Source organism: Stappia sp. TSB10P1A (assembly GCF_900185725.1).
GTDB lineage: Bacteria > Pseudomonadota > Alphaproteobacteria > Rhizobiales > Stappiaceae > Stappia.
Genome location: NZ_FYAU01000029.1, coordinates 476,879 through 500,713 on the forward strand (window position 1 = coordinate 476,879; position 23,835 = coordinate 500,713).

22 protein-coding genes are annotated in these 23,835 nt (G+C 70.1%); 11 read left to right on the plus strand and 11 right to left on the minus strand.

Annotated elements, in window-relative coordinates:
* Positions 1-9: 9 nt before the first annotated feature.
* The 4 genes from TSB10P1A_RS16015 to TSB10P1A_RS16030 all read right to left on the minus strand — a co-directional run bounded on the left by TSB10P1A_RS16015 (position 10) and on the right by TSB10P1A_RS16030 (position 4,053).
* Entirely contained in the window at positions 10-1,059 is a 1,050-nt protein-coding gene (locus tag TSB10P1A_RS16015; RefSeq protein ID WP_186388916.1) for a dipeptidase, read from the minus strand.
* Positions 1,060-1,150: 91 nt separating this feature from the next.
* Positions 1,151-2,263: an S-methyl-5-thioribose-1-phosphate isomerase gene (gene mtnA / locus TSB10P1A_RS16020; RefSeq protein ID WP_186388917.1), complete on the minus strand. Its 1,113-nt coding sequence runs from the start codon at positions 2,261-2,263 to the stop codon at positions 1,151-1,153.
* Between the two features lie 156 nt (positions 2,264-2,419).
* Entirely contained in the window at positions 2,420-2,734 is a 315-nt protein-coding gene (locus TSB10P1A_RS16025) for an antibiotic biosynthesis monooxygenase (protein ID WP_186388918.1), read from the minus strand.
* Entirely contained in the window at positions 2,734-4,053 is a 1,320-nt protein-coding gene (locus TSB10P1A_RS16030) for a DUF2325 domain-containing protein (protein ID WP_186388919.1), read from the minus strand. The genes TSB10P1A_RS16025 and TSB10P1A_RS16030 overlap by 1 nt, the downstream gene beginning before the upstream one ends.
* Positions 4,054-4,360: 307 nt before the next feature.
* Between TSB10P1A_RS16030 and hemP the strand changes: the two genes are divergently transcribed.
* The 5 genes from hemP (at position 4,361) to TSB10P1A_RS23995 (ending at position 10,446) form a co-directional block, all read left to right on the plus strand.
* Positions 4,361-4,591: a hemin uptake protein HemP gene (hemP, locus tag TSB10P1A_RS16035; RefSeq protein WP_186388920.1), complete on the plus strand. Its 231-nt coding sequence runs from the start codon at positions 4,361-4,363 to the stop codon at positions 4,589-4,591.
* Positions 4,592-5,032: 441 nt separating this feature from the next.
* Positions 5,033-6,115 carry a phenylalanine--tRNA ligase subunit alpha gene (pheS, locus tag TSB10P1A_RS16040; RefSeq protein ID WP_186388921.1) on the plus strand — a complete coding sequence of 361 codons (1,083 nt, stop codon included), beginning with the start codon at positions 5,033-5,035 and terminating at the stop codon, positions 6,113-6,115.
* Positions 6,112-6,777 carry a phenylalanyl-tRNA synthetase subunit alpha gene (locus TSB10P1A_RS16045; RefSeq protein ID WP_186388922.1) on the plus strand — a complete coding sequence of 222 codons (666 nt, stop codon included), beginning with the start codon at positions 6,112-6,114 and terminating at the stop codon, positions 6,775-6,777. Before pheS ends, TSB10P1A_RS16045 begins: the two co-directional genes overlap by 4 nt.
* 68 nt (positions 6,778-6,845) lie before the next feature.
* Complete coding sequence (pheT, locus tag TSB10P1A_RS16050; RefSeq protein WP_186388923.1) at positions 6,846-9,266, plus strand: phenylalanine--tRNA ligase subunit beta; 2,421 nt, start codon at positions 6,846-6,848, stop codon at positions 9,264-9,266.
* Positions 9,267-9,423: 157 nt separating this feature from the next.
* Positions 9,424-10,446: a nucleotidyltransferase family protein gene (locus tag TSB10P1A_RS23995; protein ID WP_208987112.1), complete on the plus strand. Its 1,023-nt coding sequence runs from the start codon at positions 9,424-9,426 to the stop codon at positions 10,444-10,446.
* Here the strand turns inward: TSB10P1A_RS23995 and pabB are convergent.
* Complete coding sequence (gene pabB / locus TSB10P1A_RS16060) at positions 10,374-12,236, minus strand: aminodeoxychorismate synthase component I (protein WP_186388924.1); 1,863 nt, start codon at positions 12,234-12,236, stop codon at positions 10,374-10,376. The genes TSB10P1A_RS23995 and pabB overlap by 73 nt on opposite strands.
* A 180-nt stretch (positions 12,237-12,416) precedes the next feature.
* On the opposite strand from pabB, the gene TSB10P1A_RS16065 reads away from it, so the two are divergent.
* Positions 12,417-14,402 carry an SLC13 family permease gene (locus TSB10P1A_RS16065; protein WP_186388925.1) on the plus strand — a complete coding sequence of 662 codons (1,986 nt, stop codon included), beginning with the start codon at positions 12,417-12,419 and terminating at the stop codon, positions 14,400-14,402.
* A gap of 35 nt (positions 14,403-14,437) precedes the next feature.
* Here TSB10P1A_RS16065 and TSB10P1A_RS16070 read toward each other — a convergent pair whose 3' ends face one another.
* The gene (locus tag TSB10P1A_RS16070; protein ID WP_208985252.1) at positions 14,438-14,902 is read right to left on the minus strand and encodes a cupin domain-containing protein; all 465 of its coding nucleotides are present in this window, start codon (positions 14,900-14,902) and stop codon (positions 14,438-14,440) included.
* An 86-nt stretch (positions 14,903-14,988) separates the two neighbouring features.
* On the opposite strand from TSB10P1A_RS16070, the gene TSB10P1A_RS16075 reads away from it, so the two are divergent.
* Positions 14,989-15,582: a TetR/AcrR family transcriptional regulator gene (locus TSB10P1A_RS16075; protein WP_186388926.1), complete on the plus strand. Its 594-nt coding sequence runs from the start codon at positions 14,989-14,991 to the stop codon at positions 15,580-15,582.
* 18 nt (positions 15,583-15,600) lie between these two features.
* Here the strand turns inward: TSB10P1A_RS16075 and TSB10P1A_RS16080 are convergent, their stop codons facing one another.
* Positions 15,601-16,239: a bifunctional 2-polyprenyl-6-hydroxyphenol methylase/3-demethylubiquinol 3-O-methyltransferase UbiG gene (locus TSB10P1A_RS16080; RefSeq protein WP_186388927.1), complete on the minus strand. Its 639-nt coding sequence runs from the start codon at positions 16,237-16,239 to the stop codon at positions 15,601-15,603.
* A gap of 101 nt (positions 16,240-16,340) precedes the next feature.
* Between TSB10P1A_RS16080 and TSB10P1A_RS16085 the strand changes: the two genes are divergently transcribed.
* Entirely contained in the window at positions 16,341-17,231 is an 891-nt protein-coding gene (locus TSB10P1A_RS16085; RefSeq protein ID WP_186388928.1) for a LysR family transcriptional regulator, read from the plus strand.
* Between the two features lie 356 nt (positions 17,232-17,587).
* Here TSB10P1A_RS16085 and rplT read toward each other — a convergent pair whose 3' ends face one another.
* From rplT to TSB10P1A_RS16105, 4 genes are all read right to left on the minus strand, one after another.
* Positions 17,588-17,947, minus strand: a complete 360-nt coding sequence (gene rplT, locus TSB10P1A_RS16090; protein ID WP_186388929.1) for a 50S ribosomal protein L20 — start codon at positions 17,945-17,947, stop codon at positions 17,588-17,590.
* 39 nt (positions 17,948-17,986) lie between these two features.
* Positions 17,987-18,184: a 50S ribosomal protein L35 gene (gene rpmI / locus TSB10P1A_RS16095; protein WP_067223866.1), complete on the minus strand. Its 198-nt coding sequence runs from the start codon at positions 18,182-18,184 to the stop codon at positions 17,987-17,989.
* Positions 18,185-18,502: 318 nt separating this feature from the next.
* A complete protein-coding gene (gene infC / locus TSB10P1A_RS16100) occupies positions 18,503-19,045 on the minus strand; it encodes a translation initiation factor IF-3 (protein ID WP_186388983.1) in 543 nt (180 codons plus the stop codon).
* 159 nt (positions 19,046-19,204) lie between these two features.
* Entirely contained in the window at positions 19,205-20,428 is a 1,224-nt protein-coding gene (locus TSB10P1A_RS16105) for a glycosyltransferase family 4 protein (RefSeq protein ID WP_186388930.1), read from the minus strand.
* 129 nt (positions 20,429-20,557) lie between these two features.
* On the opposite strand from TSB10P1A_RS16105, the gene TSB10P1A_RS16110 reads away from it, so the two are divergent.
* The 3 genes from TSB10P1A_RS16110 (at position 20,558) to mepA (ending at position 23,760) form a co-directional block, all read left to right on the plus strand.
* On the plus strand, positions 20,558-21,370 hold the full coding sequence (locus TSB10P1A_RS16110) for a carboxylesterase (RefSeq protein ID WP_186388931.1): 813 nt from the start codon (positions 20,558-20,560) through the stop codon (positions 21,368-21,370).
* A 153-nt stretch (positions 21,371-21,523) separates the two neighbouring features.
* Positions 21,524-22,561 (plus strand): patatin-like phospholipase family protein, encoded by a 1,038-nt coding sequence (locus TSB10P1A_RS16115; RefSeq protein ID WP_186388932.1) that lies wholly within the window; start codon positions 21,524-21,526, stop codon positions 22,559-22,561.
* 122 nt (positions 22,562-22,683) lie between these two features.
* Positions 22,684-23,760: a penicillin-insensitive murein endopeptidase gene (gene mepA, locus TSB10P1A_RS16120; RefSeq protein WP_244293141.1), complete on the plus strand. Its 1,077-nt coding sequence runs from the start codon at positions 22,684-22,686 to the stop codon at positions 23,758-23,760.
* The last annotated feature ends 75 nt before the right edge of the window (positions 23,761-23,835 follow it).

The following is a 23,835-nucleotide window of genomic DNA, read 5'->3' on the forward strand; positions in this document are numbered from 1 at the left end:
GACCGTCCCTCAGGCCCAGGTCCGCTCCAGCACCGACAGCCAGTTCTTCCAGGCGATCTTCTCGATCAGCTCCTCGCCGTAGCCCGCCTCGCGGAAGGCCTGCAGCAGCGCCGGCAGGCCGGCGACGTCGCCGATGGCGCGCGGCACCATGCAGCCGTCGAAATCCGAGCCGAGCGCCACCCCGTCCTCGCCGAGCCGCGAGATCAGGTGGTCCATGTGCCGCACCATCACCGAAAGCGGCGTGTCGGAGACATTGGCCCCGTCCGGCCGCAGGAAGGCGACGTGGAAGTTGAGCCCGACGACGCCGCCGCTCTCGGCGATGGCGTCGAGCTGCCGGTCGGTCAGGTTGCGCGCCGAGGGGCAGACCGCATGGGCGTTGGAATGGGTGGCGACCAGCGGCCGGTCGGTGAGCGCGGCAACGTCCCAGAAGCCTTTCTCGGTGATATGCGACAGGTCGACCATGATCTTCAGCCGGTTGCAGGCGCGCACCAGTTCCTTGCCCGCTGCCGTCAGCCCCGGCCCCGTGTCGGGGGAGGAGGGGCAGGTCATCGGCACCCCGTCGCCGAAGATGTTCGGCCGGCTCCACACCGGCCCGAGCGAGCGCAGGCCGGCGGCGTGCAGCACCTCCAGCGCGGTCAGCTCGGCATCGATCGCCTCGGCCCCTTCCACATGCAGCACCATGGCGAGCTTTTTCGCCGCCATCGCCGCGCGGATCTCCGCCGCAGTCCGGCAGATCGCCACCTCGCCGGCGCTGTCGCGTTCCAGCCGCAGCGCGCGAGCCAGCAGCCGCAGCGTGAAGGCCAGCGCCTCCGGCTGGGCGACCTCGGCGAAATTCGCCGGATCGTCCGGATCGTAGCGCAGCTTCAGCGCCTCGCCGAGCTGCGAGGGCACATACATGGCGAACAGCCCGCCGGCGAATCGGCCCTTTCGGGCGCGCGGCAGGTCGATATGGTCGCGCGCGGCGCGCTCGAAGAAGGAGCGCTCGCGGGCCGTGCCGGCGCCGAGCTCCAGCTTGAGCAGCGTGTCGTTATGGCCGTCGAAGACGGGGATCTGGCTCATGCGGATGCGGTCCTGGGAGAGGGCGTGCGGGCGGGTGGGCGGGCGGGCGCGAGTGTCGCCGCCCCGCCGCCGCAACGCAAGAGGGGGGGCGTCAGGCGGCGCGCCGCTCCGGGAACAGGCTCGCGAGCCCGTCGGCGCTTGCCGCGCAGATGCCGCGCTCGGTGATCAGGCTGGTGACCAGCCGCGCCGGCGTCACGTCGAAGGCCGGGTTGGCCGCCTCCGTCGTCGGCGGGGTGACGGCGACGGTCTCGACCCGCCCGTCCTGCGTCAGGCCGGTCAGATGCGTCACCTCGCGCCCCGAGCGTTCCTCGATCGGGATCTCGCGCAAGCCGTCGCGGACGGTCCAGTCGATGGTCGAGGAGGGCAGGGCGACATGGAACGGCACGCCGTTGTCATGAGCGGCCAGCGCCTTGAGATACGTGCCGATCTTGTTGCAGACATCGCCCGTCGCCGTGGTGCGGTCGGTGCCGACGATCACCATGTCGACGAGCCCGTGCTGCATCAGGTGGCCGCCGGCATTGTCGACCACCAGCCGGTGCGGCACCCCGTGCCGGCCGAGTTCCCAGGCGGTCAGTCCGGCGCCCTGGTTGCGCGGACGCGTCTCGTCGACCCACACATGCACCGGGATGCCGGCATCGTGCGCCTGGTAGATCGGCGAGGTCGCCGTGCCCCAGTCGACGGTGGCGAGCCACCCGGCATTGCAATGGGTCAGGATGTTGACCGGCTCGCCCCCACCCTTGCCTTGGCGCTTGCGCGCGGCGATCTCGCGGATCAGGGCCAGCCCGTGCCGGCCGATGGCGTGGTTGACCGCGACATCCTCCTCGCAGATCTCGCCGGCCTTCGCCCAGGCGGCGGCCGCGCGCTGGTCTTCGGCCAGCGGCGCCACCCGTGCGGTCACCGCGTCGAGCGCCCAGCGCAGGTTGATCGCCGTCGGCCGGGTCGCGGCCAGCAGGGCGGCGGCCTTTGCCAGTCCCGCATCGGAAGGATCGCGCGCCAGCGCCATGGCGAGGCCATAGGCGGCGGTGGCGCCGATCAGCGGCGCGCCGCGCACCCACATGTCGCGGATCGCCGTGGCGGCGGCGTCCAGCGTCGCCAGTTCCGTGGTGACGAAACCGTGCGGCAGCCGCGTCTGGTCGATGATATGCACCGACCGGCCATGCTCTGCCGGCCAGATGGAGCGGTGGGCAACGCCGTCGATCTTCATGACATCTCCGTACCGATGGGGCCGATCCCTGTCGGGGAGGTAAAGCATGTTTTCGCCGTGTCCACCACCTGCGGGCGAAAAGGCGGCCCAAAAGCGCATGCGAAAAGGGCGGGGTCCTCGCGAACCCCGCCCTTGCAAGTCTTCGCGGCCGAGGCCTCAGGCGGTTTCGGTCAGCACTGCCTCGAAGCCCTCGAACTCCGGCGGCCCGAGATAGAGCGGCTTGTTGTCGCCCGCCCCCTTGTGCGCGTCGCGGAACGCCTGGCTCTTGGTCCAGGCGAGGAAGGCGTCCTTGTCCCGCCAGATCGTGTGCGAGGCATAGAGCGTGTGGTCCTCGCGGTCCGGGCCCTTCAGCAGGTGGAACTCGACGAAGCCGTCCATCTCCGCGAGGCGCCGCTCGCGGTTGCGCCACACTTCCTCGAAGGCGTCCTCGTTGCCGGACTTCACGCGGAAGCGGTTCATGGCAATATACATCAGACAGTGTCTCCCTCTTCTGATCCTGGCCCCTGCGGGGCAAGGTGGACCGCCTTGCGCGTGCCGACAAGGTCCTGCAAGGCCTTGCGGAACGCGGTCTGGCCGGTGCTGCGCAGCGGCACGAACGGCTTGTTGAGCTTCTGGCAGATCTTCTTGGCCCGCAGGCAGGCGTCGTGGCTGACGCAATTCACCGGGCAGAAGACGCAATCGACCGACGGCAGCAGGTGGTCGAGCCGCTGCGGGGCGTCCTCGACGCCGCCGTCATGGTGGACGAAGGTGGTGTTGAACGCCTCGGCGATGCCGCGCAGCCGGTCGCGGTGGCCATGCATGCCGCCGACATAGAGGATCGCCTTGGGCCGTGCGGCCTCGCCCGCCGGCACCGGCGCGTTGTGCGGCATCGCCGCCCTGGCCGCCGCACTTGCCGCCCCACTGGCCGCCCCATTGGCCGTCATGCCTGTCGGCTGCGCCGCCGGGCGCCGCGTCTCGCCGCCGATCTCGCGCAGCCGCTCCTCGGCCTGGCGCGCCCGCACCCGCGCCGATTGCAGCGCCCGCCCGGCCTTGTCGAGCCGCCGGCGCAGCGTCGCCGCCTCCGGCGCGGTCTCGCCGGTCTCCGGCGCCCGTGCCTCCTCCGCCGCCCGTCCGGCCTTGAGCCTTGCCAGCGCCGCGCGCAAGTCGGCGAGCTCCCGGTCGCGCTGGACGAGCGCCTCGCGCAGGCCCGCCTCCACCCGCCGTGCCCGCTCCTCGGCCTCCTGCAGCTGGTCGCGCAGGGTCGCCGCCTCCTCGTTCTTCTGGCGGAACGAGGCGCCGGCCAGGTGCGACCACATATGCACCTCGCCGAAGATCCGCGCGCGCAAGGCGCCCGGCACGTGCTGGTGCGTCATGAAGGCCCAATAGGCCGGGCCGACCTGGCCGCGGTCGCACATGTCGCGCCACAGCGCGTCCAGCTCCGCGGCGCTGCGGGCGCGGCCGACCCGGCGCAGCGCGCCCTCGTAGCGGCCGTCGAGCAGTTTCTGAAAGGCGCGGGTGAAGGCGCAGTCGGTGGTCGACAGGCGCACGAAATGGCCGTGCACGTCGTAGTCGGGCGTGTCGGGGGCAACGTCGATGCCGACCTTGCGGGCGATGCGGCGCAGGTCCGCGACGCTGGCACAGGTGCCGACGATGGAACAGTGGACGCTGTCGCCCTGCTCCCACAGGCAGATGCGCCGGCGTCCGGCCTGGGCATCGCCCCCGGCCTCCTCGCAGGCGAAAGGGGCACGTCCCGAATGGGCGGCGACCGCATCCTCGATCGCCTTTCGCAGCTTGTCATCCCTGGCGCACATGGAGCCGTGCCCCTCCCGAAACAGGTTGAAAACGCTTGGTCACGATTTGGCTTGGTCAAGAGCGTGGCTTGCTGGCCGTCGAGGGAGTGGACGGGGAGCTGGCTGGCGCTTGGATCTCCGTCTGCCATCTCCGGGCACAGCGAGAGGCGAAACGGACATTGCCTTTCCTATAAAACATGAGTATTTCAGTCAAGAATATTCTTGCGAACGGTTCGCAAGTTTAGAGCAATTCCAAACCGCGGACGGAAGAACCGGAGTTTCCGGCCATTTCGCCCAAGGACCAAGCGATCGAAGGAGCAAGTCGATCATGTCCCAGTCTGCGACCCCCGCCCATCAGGTCCAAGCTGCCGCTTATCGCCGGTCGCGCAGCCAGCAGCGCACCCTGACCCTGCCGAAAACGGCGAAGGTCGTCCAGGAACCGTTGGAACTCGACAGCTCCGCCCTGTTCCAGGGCGCCCGCGAGGTCCATATCCGTCACAAGGACATGGTCTACCGCCTCTCGATCACCCGATTCGAGAAGCTGCTGCTGACCAAATAGGCCTCCTGCCGCGAGCCCTCCCCCGCGAGTGCCGCCGGAGCCGGTGCCGGAAGCGTGTCCCGTCGCGCTTCCGGCGCTTGCCTTCCTTGCGCCGATCTGCGAAGGAAGAAGCCGTCGAACGGCAACCCGGCAGGACCAGACGTGAGCCTCGGTGACATTCCGGCCGCCCTTTTCGCGGCACCGACCGACCGGCCGTCCTCGGCCGGCCGCTCCGTGCTGCCCGGCGGGTGCCGCCTTGCCGGCCGGTCCTCCCCATTCCAGGCCCTGCATCAGGGTCCGGCCTGCGGCCGATTTAGGCAGTTGCCGCACTGAGCCGTCTCTGCCGCCGGTCTTCGTCCTGCCGCTGGAAAGCGGCGGAAAGTCTGGTAAAAGACCCCCCGAACTCCCTTCTCACGTGCCGCGCCGGCATGCCGGCCGCGCGCTGCCAGTCACGACGGTGCCATGTCCGAATTGCAATCCCTTGAAACTGCGATCCTCGCGGCCGTCGCCGCCGCGTCGAACGAGGCCGAGCTGGAAGAGGTGCGCATCGCCGCCCTCGGCAAGAAAGGGTCCGTGTCCGAGAAGCTGAAGACCCTCGGCTCCCTGTCGCCGGACGAGCGGCGCGAGATGGGCCCGGCGATCAACGGCCTCAAGACCCGGGTCACCGATGCGCTCGCCGCCCGCCGCGAGCTGCTGCAGGACGCCGCCCTCGACGCGCGCCTCCAGCGCGAGCGCGTCGACGTCACCCTGCCGCTGCGTGCCGCGCCCGCCGAGGCCGGGCGCATCCATCCGGTCAGCCAGGTCATCGACGAACTCACCGCGATCTTCGCCGACATGGGCTTTTCCATCGCCGAAGGTCCGGACATCGAGACCGACCATCTCAACTTCACCCAGCTCAACTTCCCGCCCGACCATCCGGCGCGCGAGATGCACGACACGTTCTTCCTGCCCGAAAAGGCGGACGGCGAGCGCATGCTGCTGCGCACCCACACCTCGCCGGTGCAGATCCGCACGATGATGTCGCAACAGCCGCCGATCCGGGTGATCATCCCGGGCCGCACCTATCGCTGCGACAGCGACCAGACCCACACGCCGATGTTCCACCAGGTCGAGGGTCTGGTGATCGACAAGCAAAGCCATATCGGCCACCTGAAATGGGTGCTGGAGGAGTTCTGCAAGGCCTTCTTCGAGGTCGACGAGGTGCGCATGCGCTTCCGCCCGTCCTACTTCCCCTTCACCGAGCCGTCGATGGAGGTCGATATCGGCTGCGACCGCTCGGGCAACGAGGTGAAGATCGGCGAGGGCAACGACTGGCTGGAGATCCTCGGCTGCGGCATGGTCCATCCCAATGTCATCCGCAATTGCGGCCTCGACCCGGATGTCTACCAGGGCTTCGCCTGGGGCATGGGCATCGACCGTATCGCCATGCTGAAATACGGCATGCCGGACCTGCGCGCCTTCTTCGACGCGGATGTCCGCTGGATCGAGCATTACGGCTTCCGCCCGCTCGACCTGCCGACCCTGTTCGGAGGACTGTCGCGATGAGACCGCGGTCGATGATTGCCCGCCTGCGCGCGGCGCTGCTGCCGCTGCTGGCGCTCGCCGTGCTGGCGGCCGGCCTGCTGCCGCCGGCGCCCGTTGCGGCCCAGCCCGCCTCCTTCGTCGAGGTCTGCGCCGACAAGACCCAGGAGCGCGGCCGGCTGCGCTATTGCGACGCCTATTTCCGCGATGCGCTCGGTCCCCAGGCCGACACGGTTCTCTACCTGCGCGACCGCATCACCACCCTGCGCGCCAGCCAGGAGATGAACGCGGAGAGCAATTACGAGAGCTTCCTGACGGCGGTCGCCATCGTCGCCTTCCTGTCGATCGCCACCATGGTGCTGGTGTCGGCGGAGCGCCGCATCGACGGCATCGCCAAGTGGTCGTCGGTCACCTCGGCCGCCGCCGTGCTGGTGATGGTGGCGATCCTCACCTTCGGCTGGCTCGACAAGTACCGGGCGGAGGATGCGGCGATGCTGGAGCTCGGCCTGTTGCGCGATCAGGTGGAGGTCGAGGCCTCCCATGCCATCGCCAGCGGGCGCGGCCTCGACGAGGCGATGATCCGCCGCTGGACCGACCGGCTGCACGAGATCGGCCTGCGCTTCGCCAAGAATTACGGCGCCGCCTCCATCGTGCCGGACCTCGACCGCTTCACGCCGCAGAACTGACGCAGCCGCGCCGGCGCGCGGAGCCCCGCCGCGCCGGTCCCGTCACGATACCTGAAGAGACACGACCCATGAAGTTCACCCTGTCCTGGCTGAAGGAACATCTGGAGACCGACGCCACTCTCGACGAGATCGTCGAGGCGCTGACCCGCGTCGGCCTGGAGGTCGAGCATGTCGCCAATCCGGCCGACCGCCTGAAGCCCTTCACCATCGCCAGGGTGCTGGAGGCCCGCCAGCACCCCAATGCCGACCGCCTGCGCGTCCTCACCGTCGATGCCGGCGACGGCAAGGAGCCGCTGCAGATCGTCTGCGGCGCGCCCAATGCCCGCACCGGCCTTGTCGGCGTGCTCGCCCGTCCGGGCGACTATGTGCCGGGCATCGACGTCACCCTGTCGGTCGGCAAGATCCGCGATGTCGAAAGCTTCGGCATGATGTGTTCGGAGCGCGAGCTGGAACTGTCGGAGGCCCATGACGGCATCATCGACCTTCCCGAGGATGCGCCGGTCGGCGCCTCCTATGCCGCCTATGTCGGGCTCGACGACCCGGTCATCGAGATCGGCCTGACGCCGAATCGTCCGGACTGCACCGGCGTTTCCGGCATCGCCCGCGATCTTGCCGCCGCCGGCCTCGGCAAGCTGAAGGAGAACCGCCCGGCGCAGGTGCCCGGCACCGGCCCGTGCCCGGTCGCGGTGCGGCTGGAGTTCGGCGACACGCCCTCGCTCTGCCCGGCCTTCGCCCTGCGCCTGGTGCGCGGCGTGAACAACGGCCCCTCGCCGGAGTGGATGCAGAAGCGGCTGCGCGCCATCGGCCTGCGCCCGATCAATGCGCTGGTCGACATCACCAATTACATCACCTTCGACCGCGGCCGGCCGCTGCATGTCTTCGACGCGGCCAAGGTCAAGGGCGATCTCGTCGTCCGCCGCGGCCGCGCGGGCGAGGAGCTGCTGGCGCTGGACGGGCGCACCTATCAGGTGGACGACAGCGTCTGCGTCATCGCCGACGACAACGGCCTGGAATCGCTCGCCGGCATCATGGGCGGCGAGCTGTCCGGCTGCACCGAGGACACCACCGACGTGCTGATCGAATCGGCCCTGTGGGACGAGACCAACCTCGCCCGCACCGGCCGCCGGCTCGGCATCAATTCCGATGCCCGCTACCGCTTCGAGCGCGGCGTCGATCCGGCCTTCTGCCTGCCGGGGCTGGAACTCGCCACCCGCATGGTCATGGACCTGTGCGGCGGCACGCCGAGCCAGGTGACGCTTGCCGGCCATGTGCCGGAGACCGACCGCACCATCGAGTTCCCTTTCGCCGAGGTCAAGCGCCTGTCGGGCCTCAAGCTCTCCGACGCGGAGATCAAGGGCGTGCTCACCCGTCTCGGCTTCTGGGTCACCGGCAGCGGCGAGGGCGTGCGCGTCGCCCCGCCGTCCTGGCGTCCGGACATTCACGGCAAGGCGGACCTGGTCGAGGAGGTCGTGCGCATCGTCGGCCTCGATTCGGTCGCCTCGACGCCGCTGCCGCGCGGCGCCACCGTCACCGGCCAGGTGCTCACCCCGGCGCAGGTCCGCCGCTCGCAGGCGCGCCGGGCGCTCGCCGTGCGCGGCATGAAGGAAGCCGTCACCTGGTCCTTCATCCCGCAGGACCAGGCCGAGGCCTTCGGCGGCGGTTCGCCGGCCCTGCGCCTTGCCAACCCGATCTCCGCCGACATGTCGGACATGCGCCCGAGCCTGGTGCCGGGCCTTGCCACGGCGGCGCAGCGCAATGCCGATCGCGGCTATCCGGATGTCGCCCTGTTCGAGGTCGGCCAGGTCTTTGCCGACGACACGCCGCAGGGCCAGTCGATGGTCGCCGCCGGCCTGCGCCGCGGCACGGCGGTGATGACCGGCGCCGATCGCCACTGGGCCGGCAATGCGCCTGAGGTCGGCGTCTTCGATGCCCGCGCCGATGCGGAAGCCGCGCTCGCCGCCATCGGCGTGTCGGTCGACAAGCTGATGATCTTCTCCGAAAGCGCGCCCTGGCTGCATCCGGGCCGCTGCGGCGAATTGCGTCTCGGCCCCAAGACGGTCCTCGCCCGCTTCGGCGAGCTGCATCCGCGCATCGCCAGGGCGCTCGATCTCGACGGCCGGCTCGCCGTCTTCGAGGTCTATCTCGACGCGGTGCCGCTGCCCAAGGGCAGGGCCGGCCGCTCCAAGGGCGCCTTCGCCGCCTCGGACCTGATGCCGGTGCGCCGCGACTTCGCCTTCGTCGTCGAGGAGGCGGTGACCGCCGACCGGCTGATCAAGGCCGCGCGCGGCGCCGAGAAGACCTTGATCAGCGACGTCACGCTGTTCGACGTCTATCGCGGCGCCGGCATCGCGCAAGGGCACAAGTCGATGGCCATCGACGTGACGCTGCAGCCGCGCGAGCGCACCTTGACCGAGGAGGAGATCGACGCGGTCGGCGCCAAGATCCGCGCCGCGGTGGAAAAGGCGACCGGCGGCACCTTGCGCACTTGATCGGGGCGCCCGAACCGGGCACCTGCCGCTGACGGGACTTGCGCCGCGCGCCCTTGCCCCCCATCCTTCGGGCCAGGGGCGACGCGCGGCGCGGCCTGTCGTTGCGAGGGGCTGCTCGCGCGAGGGACCGGGACGTGCAACAGGAGAGGGTCATGCGATGAAGCCGGCGCAAGCCGTGCCTCCCGCCCTTGGCCAGGGCCTTGCCTTCGGGCGCACCACGCTGGGCGATCCCTCGCTTGCCAGCGAGGATGACCGCAGGCGTGTGCTGGAGCTGATCCTGCGCATGGATCCGGTGGTGATGCGGGTGCTGCGGATCGCCCGCGGCCTTGCCCTGCCGGACTGGCGCCTTGCCAGCGGCGCCATCTACCAGACCGTCTGGAACGCGCTGACCGGCCGCCCCGCCGGCCATGGCATCCGCGATTTCGACCTGGTCTATTTCGACGGGGATACCAGCTACGAGGCCGAGGACCGGGTGATCACCCGCGCCCGCCCGCGCTTTTCCGGCCTGCCGGCGCCGGTGGAGATCCGCAACCAGGCGCGCGTGCCCCTCTGGTTCCGGCAAAAGCACGGCATCGACTATCCGCCGCTCGCCTGCACCGACGAGGCGCTCCTCAACTATGCCGCGCGCACCCATGCCGTTGCCGTGCGGCTGGAGGCGGACGGCCGCCTGTCGCTCGCCGCGCCCTTCGGTCTTGCCGATATCTTCGCCATGCGGCTGGTGCCCAATCCGGCGCTCGACAATTCGGCGGCCTATCTGGACAAGGCGCTGCGGATGAAGGCCGCCTGGCCGGAACTGGAGATCCTGCCCTGGCCGTCGGACCGGGCGCCGCGCGCCGCGCCGCGTGTCGACGAGCCCACTCCCGAGCCGGCGAACGAGGACGATCCGGGCGAGGCCTCGCCCGCCGCCTCGCCTCCTGCCACCCCCTCGCATCGCCCCTCGCACACGCTCTCGCACCGGGAAGAGCTGCTGCGGCAGAGCCCGTTCCGCCGCCATCTGCCGGGCGACCGCTATGCCCGCCTCGTTGGCGGCGACCTCGGGGCGCGGCCGGGCGCGCCTGCCGGCGAGCATGATGAAGGGCACGGCGAAGAGAGCGGCACCGCGGCGGATCAGCCGGCGGCGAGCGTTGCCCGCGACTGGATCCGCGTCTCGACCAGCCCGCGCAGCGAATTCCCCAGATAAATCTTGTCCGCGCTGGCGAGGTCTTCTGGCCGCAGGTCCGCCTCCACCGCGCGTCCGCTGTCGAGCAGCGCGGCCCGCAGCGTGCCCGGCAGCAGCCCGTGCCGCAGCGCCGGGGTCAGCAGCCGGCCGCCGCGCGCGAGGAAGAGGTTGGTGAAGCTGCCTTCCGTCAGATAGCCCCCGTCATTGGCGAAGATCACCTCGTCGCAGCCGGTCGAAGCGGACAGCCGCGCCCGCGTGCCGTCATAGATCTCGCGCCGCGTCGTCTTGTGCCACAGCAGCGGATCGCCGGCCGCCATCGTCACATCGGCGAGGACCGCCGTCCACTGCTTCACCGCCGGCGGCAGCTCCCGGTCCTCCAGCGCCAGCTTGCCGTCGCCGGCCAGTTCCAGCCGCACCCGGCGAGGACCTTCGAAAGCCGCCGCCCGCCGCGCCAGCAGCGCCCGCGCCGCCTCCTTGTCGAGCGGAAAACCGAGCCGCGCCGCACTGTTGGTAAGCCGGCTAATATGCCGCTCCAGCAGCAGGTATCCGGCCAGCGGCCCCCCCGTCTCCGGCGGATGCCAGGCCATCGTCTCGAACAGCGCGAAGTCCGGCGCCTCGCGCTCCAGGAAGGCGAGCTTCAGCCGGCACTCGTCATATTCCGGCGTGCTGGCGGAATCGAACACCAGCCCCGATCCCGCGCCGACCTCGAACCGGCCGTCCGCCTCCACCACCAGCGTGCGGATCGCCACGTTGAAGCGGAAGTCGCCGGAGGGCTCCAGATGGCCGATGCCGCCGGTATAGATGCCGCGCGGCCCGCTCTCCAGCCGATGGATGATCTGCATCGCCGAAAGCTTCGGCGCCCCGGTGATCGAGCCGCAGGGAAACAGCTCGCGCATACAGGCGGCAAAGCCGGTCCCGGCCGGCACCTTTCCCTCCACCGTCGAGGTCATCTGGAACAGCGTCGAATAAGGCTCGACCTCGAAGAGGCGCGGCACCTTGACGCTGCCCGTTTGCGCGATGCGCGACAGGTCGTTGCGCATCAGGTCGACGATCATCACGTTCTCGGCTTGCGATTTCGGGTCGCCGGCAAGCGCCCGCGCGATGCGCCGGTCCTCCTCGTCCGTCCGCCCGCGCGGTGCGGTGCCCTTCATCGGCCGGCTCGTCACCCGCGTGCCGCGTCGCTCCAGGAACAGCTCCGGCGACAGCGACAGCACGGTGCGGCTCTCCGTTCTCAGGAACGCCGCATGGCCGACCGGCTGCGACAGCAGCAGCCGGGCGAACAGCCGAGCCGGGTCGCCGGTGATCCGCCCGCGCGCCCGCATCGTCAGGTTGGCCTGGTAGATGTCGCCCCTGGCAAGATGATCGCGCACGGCGGCGAAGGCCGCATCGTAGTCTTCGCGGCTCAGTTCGAACCCGTCGACCCGAGCATCCGTCCCGCCGCATCCCGCTTGCGCGATGTCGCCGGCGCCGATTCGCGCCAGCGCCTCGCTCATCGTCAGCCTCTCGGCCTCCTCATAGACGCCGAAGCGCAGCAAGGGCAGCGCCGGGTCGTTCGGCGCAAGCCCCCGCAGCTTGTCCTCGAAGGCGAAGCCCGCCTCATAGGCGATGAAACCGGCGACATGAAAGCCCGCGCGCGCCGCTGCCTCGGCCTCGGCGAGCGCCGCTTCGACGCCGCCGACCTCATGGCAGGCGATGATCCGCCGCGGCCGGGCGAACAGCAGCGCCGTTGCCGCTCCCGCGTCGAAAAGCGCCAGCATGTCGGCGGGTGCCTGGGGGGCTGCTGCCCGTCCCGTGTCGCCGCTCTCGTCCATCTGCTGCCGGTCTCGTCCTGCTCGCCCGTCCCCGCCGGCCGTCTTAAGTCAGTTGCCCTGCGTTGCATAGCCGCGCGCGCGACATGGGCCCGTCCGTTTTCGCCCCCGTCGCCATGTCCACGGTTTTCGTGCAACCTGCAAGGCGCTACAGACGTTTGCAAGGCACGAGCGGAGCACTGCATGACCGGCGACCAGATCGCGATCCTTGCCATTCTCGCCCTGGCGATGGCCGCCTTCCTGTCCGGGCGCCTGCGCCACGACATCGTGGCGATGGGTGCGCTGATCGCCTGTGTCGTCGCCGGTCTGGTGCCCTCGCAGGAGGCGTTTGCCGGCTTCGGCCATCCGGCGGTGATCACGGTTGCCTGCGTGCTGGTGCTGAGCCGCGCGCTGCAGACCTCCGGCGCCGTCGATGTCCTGGCCCGCACGGTGCTGCCGGCGCGGGCCGGGCGCACCGTCAGCCTCGCCGCGCTGGTCGGCCTTGGCGCGGCGCTCTCCGGCTTCATGAACAATGTCGGCGCCATGGCGCTGTTGATGCCGGTGGCGCTGCAGCTTGCCCGCCGCCTCGACATGACGCCGGGCCGCATGCTGATGCCGCTCGCCTTCGGCACGATCCTCGGCGGCATGACGACGCTGATCGGCACCCCGCCGAACCTCATCGTCTCCGGCTTTCGCGTCTCCAATTCCGGCAGCGGCTTTTCCATGTTCGACTTCGCGCCGGTCGGCGTCGCCGTGGCGCTGGCCGGCATTGCCTTCGTCGTCACCATCGGCTGGCGGCTGGTGCCGGTTACCCGCGCCGCCGCCGGCGAGGCCTTCGAGGTCGGCTCCTATCTCACCGAGGTGCGGGTGGTCGACAAGGGCAAGGCCGACGGCATGACCCTGCACGAGATCGAGGCGGAGCTCGACAAGGCCGATGCCCAGGTCGTCGGTCTGGTGCGCGGCGGCCTGCGCATCAGCGCCCCGCGCGGCAACCGCCGGGTCCAGGGCGGCGACGTCCTGGTGCTGGAGGCCGATGTCGAGGGCATCGCCGAAGCGCTCTCCAAGCTCGACCTGAAGCTGGAGGAGCAGGTCAAGGCGCAGGACGAGGAGCGCGAGGAAAAGGAGCGCGCCCGCGAGCTGCAGGCCCGCCGCGCCGAAGACGAGGTGCGCCGCCGCGAGATCGACGAGGCCGCCGCCCTTGGCGACGTGGCGCTGGCGCCTCAGCCGCAGCCCCAGCCCCGGCCGGAGCCGGCGGCCGGCGGCAAGGGGCAGGGCGCCTCCTCCCGGTCCGGCGAGGCGGAGCGGGGCGAGGTTCGCCGCGACGGGGAGGCGGACGAGGTGGTGCTGCGTGAGCTGGTGGTGCGGCCGGAATCGCAGCTTGTCGGCCGTTCGGCGCGCGATCTCGCCCTGCGCAGCCGCTACGGGCTGAACCTGCTCGGCGTTTCGCGCGACGGCCGCCGCGAGACCACGCGGCTGCGCACCCTGAGATTGCAGTCGGGCGATCTGCTGTTGATGCAGGGGCCGGCCGAGGTGCTGACCGTCTTCGCCTCGGAAATGGGTTGCGTGCCGCTGGCCGAGCGCGACTTGCGCATTCCCGACAAGCGCCTCGCCCTGCTGTCGGCGGTGATCCTGGCGCTGTCGATCCTGGTCGCGGCGGTCGGCCTGCTGCCGGCCTCCGTCGCCTTCGCCGCCGGCGTGCTCGCCTCCATGGTGCTGAAGACCATGCCGCTGCGCGCCGTCTACACCGCCATCGACTGGCCGGTGGTGGTGCTGCTCGCCGCGCTCATTCCCGTTGCCGGCGCCCTGGAGGCGACCGGCACGGCCGGGCTCATCGCCTCCTTTCTGGTCGGCAGCGTCGCCCAGGGCCATCCGGTCGCCGCGCTGGCCATGGTGCTGGTCGTCACCATGTTCCTGTCGGACGTGATGAACAACGCGGCGACCGCCGCCGTCATGTGCCCGATCGCCATCGGCATCGCCCTGGCGCTCGGGGTCAGCGCCGATGCCTTCCTGATGGCGGTGGCGATCGGCGCCTCCTGCGCCTTCCTCACCCCCATCGGCCACCAGAACAACACGCTGATCCTGGGTCCCGGCGGCTTCGGCTTCGGCGACTACTGGCGCCTCGGCCTGCCGCTGGAACTGCTGGTGATGGCCGTCGCCATGCCCCTGCTGCTGCTCGTCTGGCCGCTGTAGCAGCCGGCGAGGAGGGCTCCGGCCATCCGCCCGCCTCAGGCCGGCGGCGGCAGGATGGTCATGCCGGTCGCGCCGGCCACCTGCATCACCTTCGCCACGTCCGGCGGCCCGTCCATCGGCGCCGGCGCGCGCGTCTCGTCGGCGACCGGCCGGCCCAGTTCGGTGAAGAAGCGCTCGTGCATGTGGCCCGGCGCGTTGAGGATCAGCACCCGTGCCGGCGCGTCTCCCCTTGCGGCGAAGGCATGCACAGCCCCGTCGGGAATCGCCACATGGCTGCCCGGCCCGGCGATCCGCGTTTCGCCCGCGACCATGAACTCGATCTCGCCCTCCAGCACGTAGAAGGCCTCGGTCTCGCCGGCATGGTGGTTGGGCGGCGCGCCGAGCCCCGGCGGCACCACCGCCTCGACAAGACAGAACTTGCCCATCGTCTCGCCGGGAAAGGCATGGAATTTCATCAGGATGCCGAGCGTTTCATAGGTTCTGGCGCGACTGTCTGCCACGGTCTGTCTCCACTTGTGAGAAGGAAGCGATGCCCTTATGATACACAAGTCTTTTTATGAGACAAGTGTCTTATTATGAGGAAGGCATGACGGCGACCCGCGAACGCATCTCCCAGAAGTCCCGCACCCGCGAGGCGATCCTGGCCGGCGCCCGTGCGCTCATCGAGCGCGGCGAGCCGGTGACGGTGACGGCCGCCGCCGCCGAGAGCGGCATCTCCAAGGCGACGGCCTATCGCTATTTCTCCGATCCGGCGGTGCTGGCGGCGGAGGCGGGCCTTGCGGTGGAGGTGCGCGACTATGCCGAGATCGTGCAAGGCTGCGACACGCCGCGCGCGAAGGTGCTGGCCGTCAGCCTCTACATGTTCGATCTGGCGCTGGCGCATGAGCCGGCCTTTCGCCAGTTCCTGGCGCGCAGTCTCGACTGCTGGCTGGCGGAAGGCGGCACCAAGGCGCCGCTGCGGGGCGCGCGCCGCGTTGCCATGTTCGAGGCGGCCCTTGCCGGGCACCGCCCGGCCCTGCCGGCGGATCGGCTCGCCCTTTTGGTCGGCGCCCTGTCGGCGGCCACCGGCACCGAGGCGATGATCGCGCTCACCGATGTCGCCCGCCTGTCGCCGGACATGGCCCGTCAGGCCCTGCGCGAAATGACCGAGGCGATTCTCGACCGGTTCCTCGGCGCGTGAGAGGGCCGCGCGCGCGCCTCAGATCTTCTGCGCCACCACGAAGCGCGCCTTGTGCGAGGCCGGCAGCAGGTCCGCCTCCACGATGCGGAAGCCGGCGTCTACGATCGTCCGGTCCAGTTCGGCGATGCTGAGAAAGCCGACATGCGGCGCCTTGCCGACAAGCTGCATCGCCGTGACCAGCGGGCGGATGTACCAGCCCCAGTTCTTCAGGCAGACCGTCTTGGAGATCAGCAGCCCGCCCGGCTTCAGCTTCTCGCGCAGCGCGGCGAGCGTGCCCGGCAGGTCCTCCAGCAGATGCAGCAGGTTGAAGGCCAGCACCGCGTCGAAGGGCGGCGCGCCGGCGGCGAGTTCCGCCCGTCCGGCCTCGCTCGCCGCCGTCTTCTGGAAGTCGACCGTCTCGACACCGGCCGCCGCGGCCCGCTCGCGGGCGATCGCGATCATTTCGCCCGAGATGTCGGTGCCGAGATAGCGGCCCGCATGTCCGGCCAGCCGCAAGGCCGTCGTGCCGGTGCCGCAGCCGATCTCCAGCACCCGGTCCTGCGGCGTCAGATGCGCCGCCGTCGCCTCCAGCGTCCGCTGGTAGGCGGCCTCGTTCCGGATCGGGCTGGCGGCGTATTTGCGCGCCGCCTTGTCCCAGAAGTCGTCCTGCCTGCGCATGTCATCCGGCTCCGCTGTCGGTTTCGCTCGCGTCTCTGGCTTAGCGTGGCGGCGAACCAAATGAAATTGCATAAAAATGCAGTCTCGTTATACGTTTTTGCATGAATTTCCGTCCCCCCTTCGACTGGAACCGCCTGCGCGCCTTTCTCGTCACCGCCGAGGAGGGCTCGCTCTCGGCCGCCGCCCGCATCCTCAAGCTGACCCAGCCGACGCTCGGCCGCCAGGTCGCGGCGCTGGAAGCCGAACTTGGCGTCATCCTGTTCGAGCGGGTCGGCCGCTCCCTCAGCCTCACCCGCTCGGGGCTGGAACTGCTGGAGCATGCCCGCGCCATGGGCGAGGCGGCGAACCGCGTCTCGCTGGCCGCCTCCGGCCGGGTCGAGGCGGTCGAGGGCGAGGTCTCGATCGCCGCCAGCGACGTCACCGCCGCCTTCCTGCTGCCGCCGATGCTGGCGCGGCTGCGCGCGGCGGCGCCCGGCATCTCGGTCAACGTCGTTGCCTCCAACAGTCTGAGCGACCTGCTGCGCCGCGAGGCCGACATTGCCATCCGTCATGTCGAGCCGCAGGACGGCGATCTGGTCGTCCGGCGGATGCCCGACATGCTGGCCCGGATCTATGCCTCGCGCGATCTCATCGCCCGGCAGGGCGGGCACCCGCGCGATGCCGCCGCCCTGTCGGCCTGGCCCTTCATCGGCTTCGAGCGCTCCGAACGGTTCCGCCTGGCGCTGAACACGGAAGGCCTGTCGCTGACCCAGGGCAGCTTCCCCATCGTCAGCGAGAACGGCGTCGTCGCCTGGCACTATGTCCGGGCCGGGCTCGGCGTCGGCGTCATGGTCGAGGCGGTCGCCCGCCAGGCGCCGGAGGTCGAGTGCGTTCTGCCGGACATGCCGCCCTTTGTCGTCCCGGTCTTCCTGGTCACCCATCGCGAGCTGCACACCAGCCGGCGCATCAGGATCGTCTTCGACCTTATCACGGGCCTGCTGGCCGGGGATTAAATGACGAGCGGACGGGGATAGCGCCGAAGACAGGGCCGAAGACAGGGCCGAAGACAGGAGCGGGCGAGGGGGCTTGCCTCGGGAGGCTGGTCCGGGGCCGGCGTGAGCTCCCGCCTCGCGCACGTGTCCCCGCCGCTATCCCCGTCCTGTCCCCGCTGGGCCTCCGCGCCGCGGTTTGGCGATTTTGCGACGATTGAGACGCGAAAAGCCGATTTCGAGACGGAATTTTGCAAAATCCGTCTCGAAATTTCTCAAAATCCGACAAGCGGTCGCCGGCACGCAAAAGGCGCGCTCCTTGCGGGGCGCGCCTTCCGTTTGTCTGTCGATCCCGCGAGGGCGGATCGGGCTCTCGCGCCTCAGGCGGCGAGGGCGCCCTTTGCCTGCTCGGTCAAGAGCTTGAACGCATCCGGCTCGCGGATGGCGATGTCGGAGAGGACCTTGCGGTCGATCTCGATGCCGGCCTTGTTGAGGCCGTCGATGAAGCGCCCGTAGGTCAGGCCGTGCTCACGGACAGCGGCGTTGATGCGCTGGATCCAGAGCGAACGGAAGTTCCGCTTGCGAACCTTGCGGTCGCGATAGGCGTACTGGCCGGCCTTCTCGACCGCCTGCTTGGCAACGCGGATCGTGTTCTTGCGACGACCGTAGTAGCCCTTGGCGGCCTTGAGGACCTTCTTGTGCTTGGCGTGGGCGGTAACGCCCCTTTTGACACGCGACATGGGGTGTAACTCCTTGAAAAGTCTAGAACGTCGTCAGGTTCAGCCGTAGGGCAGGAACTTCTTGACGATACGGGCATCGGGCTCGGCCAGAGTGGTCGTGCCGCGTGCGTTGCGGATGAACTTGGCGGAACGCTTGATCATCCCGTGACGCTTGCCCGCCTGAGCGGTCTTGACCTTGCCGGTCGCGGTCAGTTTGAAGCGCTTCTTGGCGCCGGACTTCGTCTTCAGCTTGGGCATTTTGCATCCTTTCTTGGCCCGGCGGGGCTGAACCGCCGGCTTTTGTTGGAAGCCGTTTGTGAGCCGCCACGGCATGCCCTTTTGTCGCGGATGTCGGCCGAAACACGGCCGGTCCCGCGAAGCCGGGCGGCTCGGGACAGGGGCTTATAGGCAAAGCCGGGGCGAAACGCAAGCGCTCCGGCGGACTTGCCGGACCTCGTGCCGCCCGTTTGCGGCCCGTTCGCCGGCCCTTGCCGTGAAACTGCGAAACCCGGCCCTTTTTAAGGCCGGGTTCCGCGAAAAACCGCCGCGTGCCGCGGCCGTGTCGGGTGGCAGGCGTCAGCGCGCGATCGGCGCCAGCACCATCACCATCTGGCGGCCTTCCAGCCGCGGGTGGGATTCGACCTTGGCGAACTCGGCCGTCTCGTCCCGCACCTTGTTGAGCAGCGCGACGCCCAGGTCCTGATGCGCCATTTCGCGTCCGCGGAACCGCAGGGTGACCTTGACCTTGTCGCCCTCGTCGAAGAAACGCTTCATGTTCCGCATCTTCACCTCATAATCATGGGTGTCGATGTTCGGACGCATCTTGATTTCCTTGACCTCGACGATCTTCTGGTTCTTGCGCGCCTCTGCCGCCTTCTTCTGGCTCAGATACTTGTACTTGCCATAGTCAAGGATCTTGCAGACGGGCGGCGAAGAGTTCGGAGAAATCTCGACAAGATCCAGACCGGCCTCTTCGGCCATCCTCAAGGCGTCTTCCGTGGGCGTGACACCGAGGTTCTGTCCGTCCTGGTCGATGAGCTGGACTTCCCGAACGCGGATCTCTTGGTTTGTGCGCGGGCCTTCCTTGGTCGGCGGCGGGGCGCGGTATGGACGGCGAATGGTCGCAATCTCCTCTAACGTTTCAACGACTTGGCGAAGCCGGCGCGCGGCCGGCGGTTTTGCCCTGCAACGACAAATACCCCGAACGCCGGGCGCCGGGGAAAACTTGGCACGCCGCAGGGCGCCATGCCAAGAAAATCAAGCGAAACCGGCGCGGAGTCAACCGCTTTCGCTTCGCCGGCTGGCCGCCGCGCCGGGATCGTCCGGGGACAAGCCGGCGCCGAGCAGCCGTTCGTAGACGGCGAGCGTTGCCCCGCACATCGCCTCGACCGTGAAGTCGCGGCGCACATGGGCGCGCGCCCGTGCGGCCAGCGCCGCGCGGTTCTGCGGCGCGAGCGCCAGCATCTCGGAAAGCGTCCGGGCCAGCGCTGCGGCATCGTTCGCCGGCACGCGCCAGCCGGTGCGCTGGTCCTCCGCGACATCGGGCGGCGCCAGCACCGTCTCGGGCACGGCGCCAAGGTTGGTCGCGACCACCGGCACGCCGGCGGCCTGCGCCTCGACGGCGGCCCGGCCAAAGGCTTCCGGCTCGATCGAGGCAACGACCGCGACATCGGCAAGGGCGAGGGCTGCGGCGACATCGGCGCAGTGGCCGACCAGCCGCACCCGGTTCCCGAGGCCGGCATTGGCGATTCGCCAGTTCAGCTCCGCCACATAGGCCTCGCGCCCCTGCGGGTCGCCGGCCAGGATCGCCGTCCAGCCGGCCGGCGCCTCGCCCGAGGCGGCAAGGCGCACCAGCGCGTCGATCAGCACCGCCTGGCCCTTCCAGGGGGTCAGGCGGGCAAGGTTGAGGATCACCCGCTCGCCGGCCTGAAGGCCCCAGGCATCGGCCAGCGCCTGCCGGCGCTCGGGCGAAACGGACGCCGCATCGAGCGCGGCAAGGTCGGAGCCGCGATGGATGACGGTGAGGCGGTCTGTCGCGAAAGGGTGCCGCTCGGCGATCAGCGCGGCCGTGTAGCGGGAATTGGCGATCACCGCATCGCCCCGCGCCATCACCGAATTGTAGAGCCCCTTCAAGGCGTTGGTCTGGTTGTAGATGCCGTGATAGGTGGTGACGAAGGCAAGATCCAGCCGCCGTGCGGCGATCAGTGCCGACCAGGCCGGCGCGCGCGAGCGGGCATGGATCAGATCGACCCCCTCCGCCCGCGCAAGGCGCGTCAGCGTGCCGGCATTGCGCCAGATCGCAATCGGCGACTTTCGTCCCACCGGCAGCGTCACATGCTCGCCGCCGGCCGCCTCAAGCTCCGCCACCAGCCGGCCGCCGCGGCTTGCGACGATCGCCCGGTGACCGGCCGCCACCAGCGCCCGCGCCACGTCGACCGTCGTGCGCTCGGCGCCGCCCGTGTCGAGGTCCGGGATGACTTGCAGCACGGTTCGGCGGGTCACGGCGGCTCCTGTCGGATGGGGCAAGCGAAGGCCCGGCGCGGAGTTTTCTGGCGCGGACTTTTCAAGGCTTGCGACCTGTGCCACATCGGGCGGCAATCAGGCAAGAGAGCGAGGCAGACGGAGGCAGCGATGGACGGAGAGGCTCAGGATCAGGTGCGCCATATCGAGGTCGGCGCCGACAGGCGGCGGATCGCCGTGCTGCGCGAGGAGGGCGCGCCGGGGCGCTGCGGCGTGCTGTGGCTGTCCGGCTTCAAGTCCGACATGGCCGGCACCAAGGCCGAGGAACTGGCCACCTGGGCGCGCGCCACCGGCCGCGCCATCACCCGCCTCGACTATTCCGGCCACGGCCTCTCGGGCGGCGCGTTCGAGGACGGCACCATCTCGCGCTGGGCCGAGGAGGCGCGGGCGGTGCACGAGGCCTTCTGCCGCGAGCCGACCATCGTCGTCGGCTCGTCGATGGGCGGCTGGATCGCGCTGCTGCTGGCCCGCGCGCTTGCCGCCCGGCCGGTGGCGGCCGCGCCGCTCGCCGGCATGGTGCTGATCGCCCCGGCGCCGGACTTCACCGAAGAGCTGATGTGGAAGCACGAGTTCACCGACGAGATCCGCGAGACGATCCTGCGCCAGGGCCGTTTCGAGCGCCCGTCGGAATATGACGACAGCCCCTATGTGATCACCCGGGCGCTGATCGAGGACGGCCGCGACAACCTGCTGCTCGGCGGCCTGATCGAGACCGGCTGCCCGGTCACCATCCTGCAGGGCCAGCGCGACGATGCCGTGCCCTGGCGCCACGCGCTGCGGCTGACCGAGTGCCTGGCGCTGGACGATGTGGTGCTGACCCTGATCAAGGACGGCGACCACCGGCTGTCGCGGCCGCGGGACATCGAGCGGCTGATCGCCGCCGTCGAGGTTCGCGCCGCCGAGGCCGAGGCGAAGGCCGGCTGATCCGTCGCACCCGCCTCCCTCCGCCTGCCTGCTCTTTCTGCAGCTCGGGTCATCGGTTTGTCGTATTTCGCGCAAAGGCTTGGCGCGGCATGATCGGCATTCGTCGACCGGTTCGGCGGGCGATACGGGGCAGCGAGCGGAGGCAAGCAATCCATGGCGGCAGCACGCAGGCGTTTCATCCTGGCGATCGACGGAGGCGGCATTCGCGGGCTGATTCCGCTGCGGATCCTGGAATCGCTGGAGGCGCGGCTGCGCATGCGCGGCAAGGGCAAGCCGCTGCACCGCTATGTCGACATGATCGGCGGCAGCTCCATCGGCGGGCTGATCGCCGCCGGCCTTGCCGCCCCGCGCCCCGACGACACCGGCGGCGCTCCGGCGGCCGGCATTTCCGAGCTGCGCCGCTTCTTCGAGGTGGAGGCGCGCGAGGTGTTCCGCCGCAAGAGCCTGTTCGAGCGGTTCGTCGCCAACCCGCGCGCGCTTCTCGACGAGCGCTACGACGAACGGCCGCTGGAGCGCATGCTCAAGGACCAGCTCGGCTGGACCTCGCTGCAATCGGCGCTGACCCGCGTCGTCTTGACCGCCTATGACATCGGCCGCCGCGAGGCGGTGTTCATGACCAACGGCCGCCAGAGCGACGGCAGCCGGCCGGACGACTATTATTTCTGGCAGGCGGTGCGGGCGACGACGGCCGCGCCGGTCTATTTCGAGCCGATGCGCGCGGAGAACCTGACCAAGGGCGACGAGCGGGTGCTGATCGACGGCGGCGTCGTCATGAACAACCCGACCCTGGCGGTCTGGCTGGAGGCGATGAAGCTCGACTGGGAGCCGGGCGGGATCACCATCCTGTCGCTCGGCACCGGCGCCGACAGGCACCGGTCCTGGAGCTTCCGCGAGGCGGCGTCCTGGGGCCCGCTTGGCTGGCTGCTGCCGGCCAATGGCGTGCCGCTGCTGTCGATTCTCGCGCATGGCCAGTCGACCACCGCCGCCTATCAGGCCGAGCGGCTGCTGCCGGCCGCCGGCATCGGCGAGATCGTGCGCCTCGACGGCGAACTGCCGGAGGGCGCGGAGGCGATCGACAACACCCGCCCCGGCAACATCATCGAGCTGAACGGCGTCGCCGACCGCATCATCCGCGACAACACGCTGCTGCTCGACCGGCTGGCGGAGGAGATGAGCGAGCGCGAGGACTGACCCGCGCGCCGCTTCGGTGCGGTATGGTTAACCAGGTGTAAACGCTCCGGCGCGACACTGGTCGTGACCGTCGGTGCGCTGTGCCGGCGGGCAGGGCCAGCGCGGAACGAAAGGAGCCGGCCATGACGCGCATGCATGCAGCAGCCATTGCCAGCCGGGGTCGACTGGTGCGCCTGTCGGGCCTGCCGGGCCTGCCGGGTCTGTTGTCGGGCCTGTCGCGCCTGCCGCTGCTGGCCGGCGCCCTGGCGGCGCTCGCCGCCGTGTCGGCCGCCCATGCGACGCCGCTGCCGCGCGAGAAGCCGGCCGCCGCCGCGCCCCTGCAGCTTGCCGCCGCGCCCTCCGGCCTGCCGGCATCGGCGGTGCGGCCCGGCGCCGTCGCCAAGGATCTTTTCGGCGCGGTGCGCGCGCCGGCCCCGCTCGCCGCCCGCGCCATCGGCTCCTATGCCAAGGGCTGTCTCGCCGGCGCCACGGCGCTTGCCGTCGACGGGCCGACCTGGCAGGTCATGCGCCTGTCGCGCAACCGCAACTGGGGCCATCCGCACCTGGTCGCCATGCTGCAGCGGCTGGCCGGCGACGCCCCGGCGCTCGGCTGGAGCGGCCTGCTCGTCGGCGATCTTGCCCAGCCGCGCGGCGGGCCGATGACCTCCGGCCATTCGAGCCACCAGATCGGCCTCGACGCCGATATCTGGCTGACGCCGATGCCCGGCCGCACCCTGTCGCGCGAGGAGCGCGAGACGATGACGGCGATCTCGATGCTGAAGGGGCCGTCCGAACTGCCGGGCGCCGATCGCGGCGTCGATCCGGCGAAATGGACCGACAGCCATGCGCGGCTGATCCGCCGCGCGGCGCAGGATCCGCAGGTCTCCCGCATCTTCGTCCATCCGGGCATCAAGCAGGCGCTGTGCCGCTTCGAGACCGGCGAGCGCGGCTGGCTGCGCAAGGTCCGGCCCTGGTGGGGCCACCACTACCACTTCCATGTGCGGATCGCCTGTCCGGCAGGAAGCATCGGCTGCAAGGATCAGGACGCGCCGCCGCCGGGCGACGGCTGCGGCGCCGAACTGGTCTCCTGGCTGTCCGACGAGCCCTGGGTGCCGAAGAAGCCGAAAAAGACCGACAAGCCCGCGGCCCCGGTGCAGAAGAAGCACATGACCCTGTCGGCCCTGCCCGAGGCCTGCACCGAGGTTCTGGTGGCAAGGTGAGGGTGTTGGCCGCTTGCGGGCGCGGCTTGCGGCGCGATCGGGCCGGTCGCGTGGTTTTGCCGTGTTTTTTGGATG